Source organism: Pseudomonas cyclaminis, from assembly GCF_015163715.1.
Classification (GTDB): domain Bacteria; phylum Pseudomonadota; class Gammaproteobacteria; order Pseudomonadales; family Pseudomonadaceae; genus Aquipseudomonas; species Aquipseudomonas cyclaminis.
Genome location: NZ_JADDUM010000002.1, coordinates 1 through 6,672, shown reverse-complemented (window position 1 = coordinate 6,672; position 6,672 = coordinate 1). Strand labels below are relative to the sequence as shown.

Here is a 6,672-nt window from a genome sequence, read left to right as displayed (position 1 = left end):
TTGCCCCCGATAGCGGCGTACCAGTCAGACTATTTATAACTGACACGCCCTCATCGTGGGCAAGCCCCCTGCCACATTTGGCTTTGCGACATCCCCCGCTACAAAACCAACAGGCTTTTCACCTCTCAATCCGTATAATGCGGACCTTTCAGGGTTGTAAGAAATGCGGCATACACTTGTAGCCTTATTAACCCGAGCTTCCGCACAAGCCTGCTGAGCCGGGCTATTCACACAGGTGCCATCCATGGATTTCAACCCGCTCGACCTTATCCTGCATCTCGACGTCTACCTCGACCTGCTGGTAACCAATTACGGTCCGTGGATCTACGCCATTCTGTTTCTGGTGATCTTTTGCGAAACCGGCCTGGTGGTCATGCCGTTCCTGCCGGGTGATTCCCTGCTGTTTATCGCAGCGCCGTCGCTGCAGGTGGCGGCATGGACCCGGTATTACTGGGCGGCCTGTTGATGCTGGCGGCGATCCTCGGCGACAGCACCAACTACGTGATCGGGCGGACGGCCGGAGAACGCTTGTTCAGCAACCCGAACTCGAAGATCTTCCGCCGCGATTACCTGCAAAAGACCCACGACTTCTACGACAGGCACGGCGGCAAAACCGTGACCCTGGCGCGCTTCCTGCCGATCCTGCGCACCTTTGCGCCGTTCGTCGCCGGCATCGCGAGAATGCCCTACCCGCGCTTTTTCGGTTTCAGCGTACTGGGCACCATCCTCTGGGTCGGCGGCCTGGTGACCCTGGGCTACTTCTTCGGCAACGTGCCATTTATCAAGAAAAACCTGTCGCTGCTGGTGGTGTTCATCATCCTGCTGTCCCTGGTGCCGATGATCATTGGGGTGTTCCGCAGCCGTTTTGGCCGCACCTCCTCCGAAGCCAAGCCGCACTGACCTGCGATGTGGTCCCTCAGCGCCTGGCGTCGCCGGCGCCTGCTGGCCAAGCACCCGATTGCCGATGACACCTGGCAGCGGGTGCGCCACCACCTGACCTTCCTCGACGGCATCAGCGCCGAGCAGGACCAGTGGCTGCGCGACGCCTGCGTGGTGTTCCTCGCCGAAAAACACCTGAGCGCCCTGCCCGGCGTCGAACTGCACCAGGAACAACGCCTGCTTCTGGCCGCCCAGGCGCAATTACCGCTGATGAACCTCGGCGACCTCGACTGGTACCAGGGCTTCCACGAAATCGTGCTGTACCCCGACGACTTCCTCAGCCCCCAGCGCCATCGTGACAGCAGCGGCATCGAACACGAGTGGGACGGCGAACACAGCGGCGAAGCCTGGCAACAAGGCCCGGTGATCCTCGCCTGGCCCGGCGTACTCGCCAGCGGCCAGTGGGAAGGCTACAACCTGGTGATCCACGAACTGGCGCACAAACTCGACATGCTCAACGGCGACGCCAATGGCCTGCCGCCCCTGCACAGCGATATGCGCGTGCAGGAGTGGGCCAGCGTGATGCAAAGTGCCTACGACGACCTCAATCGCCAACTGGACGCCAACCCGGATGCCGAGACCGAGATCGACCCCTACGCCGCGGAAAATCCAGCGGAATTCTTTGCGGTCACCAGTGAGTATTTTTTCAGCGCCCCGGATTTACTGGTCAGCACGTATCCACAGGTGTACGCCCAACTCAGCCGCTTTTACCGCCAGGATCCCTTGGCCCGCCTGACCCTGCTGCAAGCCCACGACCCGCGTTATCAGCCGCAAGACGAATGACCGTACGACGTCTGGCGCATGGCATCGCCGTCAGAATATGCCTATAATCGCCGCCACTTTTAGGCCAATCCGGCCATGTCATATGGCCAACTACGGGGGCAACGCCCAATGAGCTACAGCAAGATTCCGGCTGGCAAAGACCTGCCGAACGACATCTACGTCGCCATCGAGATTCCGGCCAACCACGCGCCGATCAAATACGAAATCGACAAAGACAGCGACTGCCTGTTCGTTGACCGTTTCATGGCCACCCCGATGTTCTACCCGGCCAACTACGGTTTTATCCCGAACACCCTGGCTGACGACGGTGATCCCCTCGACGTGCTGGTCGTAACCCCTTACCCGGTTACCCCAGGTTCGGTCATCCGCGCGCGCCCGGTCGGCATCCTGCACATGACCGACGACGGCGGCGGCGATGCCAAAGTCATCGCAGTCCCACACGACAAGCTGTCCCAGCTGTACGTGGACGTGAAGGAATACACCGACCTGCCGCCACTGCTGCTGGAACAGATCAAGCACTTCTTCGAGAACTACAAAGACCTCGAAAAAGGCAAATGGGTGAAGATCGACGGTTGGGGCAACGCAGACGCCGCCCGCGCCGAGATCATGAAGTCGGTCGCTGCCTACAAAGGCTGATACTGACTCCTCATTGCCCCGGCAATCAAAAAAGCCCCGATCATTCGGGGCTTTTTTTGTGGGAAAAATTAAACAATAAGTTCAAAAACTAGTACGCAGCGTTCAACTAAGCACGCTTACCGAAAGATCAGACTACAACTAAGTAAAAACCTACATGCGCAATTCAACGCATGGTTTATTTGATTAGTTTTTTCGGCCAGTAAACTCTGCGTTTATGAATACATCAGGTGATCGTTTAAAAGCGCTATTGCGGGAAGTTCATCTTTCCGCTTCAGACTTCGCCAAGAACCGCGGCGTCACGCCTCAACACGTGAACAACTGGTTCAAGCGCGGTGTACCCATGGGCCGACTCAACGAGATCGCAGAACTGCTCTGCGTCTCCAGCCGTTGGCTGCGCAACGGCGAAGGCCCCAAACACCCTCCGGCCAACTTCCTGCTCGAAGGCCCGGAAACACGCAAAGGACTGCCCAGCACCCGCGAAGGAAGCGGCAAATACCTCCCAGGCCACGCCTGCCCACCAGAAAAAATCGACGTGGAGATCCCCCTCCACCCCACCTTCACCTCAACCCAACGCATCCGCGTCGCCCTGCACACCCTCGAAACCCTCAACGTAAGCCCCGACCGCGCTTTAGGCGCCTACATGGTCGACAACAGCATGATCGACATCATCCAACAAGGCTCCACCCTCGCCATCGACAAAGGCCGCACCCAAATCATCGACGGCGAAATCTACGCCGTCGAACACGACGGCATGCTGCGCATCAAATACCTCTACAACCGCCCTGGCGGCGGCCTGCGCATGCGCAGCCACAACGCCGGCGAACACCCGGATGAATACCTGAACCATGAAGAACGGTTCGAACAGAATTTCAAAATCATAGGCTGGGTATTCTGGTGGTCCACCCTCAACAACCGCCGCCCGCCGGTGCCGCTGGATGAACATCTTTTGGGCTGGGAAGGCTCTACATCGGAGCCGGAGGTGGGCATTTGAAATGAATGCGGGTATCATGCGCCGCACATTTGGCAGGGGGTGGCTTATGGCTATTCACCCTGCTCGGCGAAGCGGAGGAGTTCCCGCGGATGCCCCTACTATTCAGCCCGACGCAATGTGGGCTGAGCGATTTGAAGGCTGCTGAGGTTTGTCAAAAACAAGCTGAGGCAGTCCCCGAGAAGCCGGCCACAAGCCGGCTTTTTAATGCCTGTAGAAATCTTCCCCGCCCCTCTGCAAATCAAGCCAACTTGCAAGCATTCCCTCTTCCCCTTCCAACCCGTGTCTGACATCAACGTTTGTCCCTTTTTAGTTGACAGTAAGACTCCTCTCACCCGATTTATCACCCCGTCATCACCCATTAATCTGTGCCCATGTTGAACGCAACGCCCAACCAACCTAAACAAAAAAGGATTCAACCATGAGCACTCCAACCTACAACCGCTTGAACAAAGACGACGCCATCGTTCTGCTGGTCGACCACCAGACCGGCCTGATCTCCCTGGTGCAGGACTTCTCGCCCAACGAGTTCAAGAACAACGTGTTGGCCCTGGCCGACCTGGCCAAGTTCTTCAACCTCCCGACGATCCTTACCACCAGCTTCGAGCAAGGCCCCAACGGCCCGTTGGTGCCAGAGTTGAAAGAAATGTTCCCGGACGCGCCGTACATCGCACGCCCCGGCCAGATCAATGCGTGGGACAACGAAGACTTCGTCAAGGCGATCAAAGCCACTGGCCGTAAGCAGATCATCATTGCCGGTGTGGTCACGGATGTGTGCGTAGCGTTCCCGACCCTGTCGGCGCTGGCGGAAGGGTTTGAGGTGTTTGTAGTGACCGATGCCTCCGGCACGTTCAACACCACGGTGCAGCAAGCAGCGTGGAGCCGGATGACGCAAGCCGGTGCGCAGTTGATGAACTGGTTCTCGGTGGCGTGTGAGTTGCACCGCGACTGGCGCAACGATATCGAAGGCCTGGGGAATTTGTTGTCCCAGCGCATTCCCAACTATCGCAACCTGATGAATGGGTATGCGGCGCTGACGGCTCATCAAAAATAAGTCAGCCGAGATTCGCGATAAGCCTGCCCTTAAAAGCAGGCTTTCGTTATTCAACCGAACTTCCAACTTAAAGAACCATTGCGCACTGCTCTTCAATCAGCATGATCGCCATTTGAAGTAGCCCTCAGCCGTGATTTGCGGCTGACTATTACGCGACTTTCGTAAGCCCATTCTGATTTTCCAAACCGTTCATCCAGCCGCTTTTTGCTGCGGCAAACTCCGACGCCTTGCCCTCTGCCGAGACGTCACGGATGACCCACGCTTCCCACATTGCCTCTATCGAACATGAGCTGGATGGCTTTCATCAGAGCCTGGCGGTGTATCGCCAGCAGATGGCGGCCTGGTATTCGCGGGCGCTGGACTCAGTGAGCCATGCGGCGGATATGCCGTCGTTGCTGGGGATGGATCGGGTGGTGCGGATGGGTGATTCGCACACCACAGCGAGCATGACCGACCCGGATTTCATGGGCAGCGTTGCCATCTGCCAGGTGGGTGGCGAGCTGAAGATCGAGAGCAAGTTCGAGTCGGCGTATGACGTGCCGATTGGTGGCATCCCGGTCGAGGTGATCGGGCTGGATGACGGTAGCTCCACGCGGGTCATGTTGGATGAGCATGGCAGGGGTTCCCACTACTGCACTGCCGGTGGGCGCTATCAGGTGCGGGTGCAGGGCGGTGTTTCGGAGCAGCAGGTGGAGGCGCTGTTCGCCTCCTACGCGGGGCTGACGGCGGACCTGGAGCAGTGGCTTCGATCACAATGGACCGGTTTTAAACCCCATTGGGAGGTGTCCACCGCCAGTGCGATTGGCGGCGGCCTGTTGGCGGGCAGTTGGGCCGCAATCATGGACGTGTGGGACAGCATCAAGCTGGTTCAGGCGATCCTTGAAGACCCGCTGGAATATGCCGAACAGTTGGGAGCGGAAGCCGCCAAGTTGGCGCAAATCGCCACCGATGCCCCCAAGGTCATGGAACAGGCGATGTTGCTCGCCAGTGACGAAGCGGCGCTGTTCCTGCTGGTGCGCACGGCGATGATTTGGTTGGACGCCTTACCGCCCGGCCAGATCGCGCAGGTGGGCGCAGGGTTTGTGGTGTCGTTGTTGATAGACCTGGTGATCGGCGCAGTGCTGACCATCGCCCTGCCGGCAGCGGGTGTGGCGTATTTGAGTGTGCGGCTGGTCAAGTACGGCGTGCAGATGCTGAAGGCGGCGCTGGGTTTTGTTGAGGCTCTGCTGAAGATTCTGACCCGGTTTATGCAGGCCGTGGATCGCTATAAGGCGGTGGCGGTTCGCGGGGTGGTGGGCGGGCTTAAGCAGGGCACGATGCAGATGCGCTGGCGGGCGCGGCAGAACGCGGTGTTGAAGCAGAAAGAGCCTGTGGATGATGTGCCTGCCGTAGCGACGAATCCGAAGGGGGATGCTGCGGCGGCTTCGGATAAGACCGTGACCAATGGCTGTCCGGTGTCGATGGTCACCGGCGAAGAATTACTCACGCTGACTGACGGTGTTTTAGACGGGATTCTGCCGTTTGAGTGGACACGGTTGTATCGCACCAGTGCCGTGGAAATGGATGTCGGGCTGGGGTTTGGCTGGAGTCATTCGCTGGCGCATCGGCTTTCGGTTGACGGTGATTCGGTGGTCTGGATCGACCATGAAAACCGCTCGACTGAGTTTCCACTGCCGACAGTTGCTCGACCTGCAATCACCAATAGCCTGGCTGAAGCGGCGATCTACTTGGGCTCGGTGCCGGATGAGTTGGTGCTGGCACAGGCGTCGCGGTTTTATCACTTTCGCGATGGTGTGCTGGTTTCGATCAGTGATGCGTATGACAACCGCCTGCGGATTAGTCGGGACTATTTAGGGCGCATTGAACGGCTGGATAACGGTGCCGGTTGTGCACTGTTTTTACGCTATGAGTCGGGCCGCATTGTCGCGGTGGACTACCAGGTTCAGCGGGCCAAGGGGTATGAGCCCTACGCCTGGGTAACTGAACAGAACGTTGTTTCCTACGCCTATGACGACTTTGGCCGACTGGTCTCAGCGACCAATGCCGTCGGTGAGAGCGAGGTTTATCGCTACGACGATCAGCACGTCATTCTGGAACGCGGGTTGGCCGGTGGGGCGAGTTTCTTTTGGGCGTGGGAACGGTCTGGCAAAGCGGCGCGATGTGTCCGGCATTGGGCCAGTTTTTCGCAGATGGATACGCGGTATGCCTGGGGGGATGACGGCAGCGTTGTGGTGCACAACGCCGACGGCAGCCAGGAAGTGTATGTCCATGA

The 6,672-nt window shown here is 58.5% G+C and carries 5 protein-coding genes and 1 pseudogene; all 6 read left to right on the top strand.

Annotated features, from left to right (window positions below; genetic code table 11):
- Positions 1–244: 244 nt before the first annotated feature.
- Positions 245–900, top strand: a pseudogene (locus IQK56_RS00165) (DedA family protein).
- A 6-nt stretch (positions 901–906) separates the two neighbouring features.
- Positions 907–1,722 (top strand): M90 family metallopeptidase, encoded by an 816-nt coding sequence (locus tag IQK56_RS00160; RefSeq protein ID WP_122308051.1) that lies wholly within the window; start codon positions 907–909, stop codon positions 1,720–1,722.
- Between the two features lie 108 nt (positions 1,723–1,830).
- A complete protein-coding gene (gene ppa / locus IQK56_RS00155; RefSeq protein ID WP_065924892.1) occupies positions 1,831–2,358 on the top strand; it encodes an inorganic diphosphatase in 528 nt (175 codons plus the stop codon).
- A gap of 214 nt (positions 2,359–2,572) precedes the next feature.
- Positions 2,573–3,349, top strand: a complete 777-nt coding sequence (locus IQK56_RS00150; RefSeq protein WP_150676942.1) for a LexA family transcriptional regulator — start codon at positions 2,573–2,575, stop codon at positions 3,347–3,349.
- A 418-nt stretch (positions 3,350–3,767) separates the two neighbouring features.
- Positions 3,768–4,400 (top strand): isochorismate family cysteine hydrolase YcaC, encoded by a 633-nt coding sequence (gene ycaC, locus IQK56_RS00145; protein WP_122308054.1) that lies wholly within the window; start codon positions 3,768–3,770, stop codon positions 4,398–4,400.
- Between the two features lie 251 nt (positions 4,401–4,651).
- The coding region (locus tag IQK56_RS00140; protein ID WP_193901480.1) for an RHS repeat domain-containing protein at positions 4,652–6,672 on the top strand (2,021 nt) is incomplete at its 3' end.

What these genes read in the sequence shown, in the direction of transcription:
- ppa (WP_065924892.1), top strand. Translation starts at nt 1,831, where the DNA reads ATGAGCTACAGCAAGATTCCGGCTGGCAAAGACCTGCCGAACGACATC.
- IQK56_RS00150 (WP_150676942.1), top strand. Translation starts at nt 2,573, where the DNA reads ATGAATACATCAGGTGATCGTTTAAAAGCGCTATTGCGGGAAGTTCAT.
- ycaC (WP_122308054.1), top strand. Translation starts at nt 3,768, where the DNA reads ATGAGCACTCCAACCTACAACCGCTTGAACAAAGACGACGCCATCGTT.
- IQK56_RS00160 (WP_122308051.1), top strand. Translation starts at nt 907, where the DNA reads ATGTGGTCCCTCAGCGCCTGGCGTCGCCGGCGCCTGCTGGCCAAGCAC.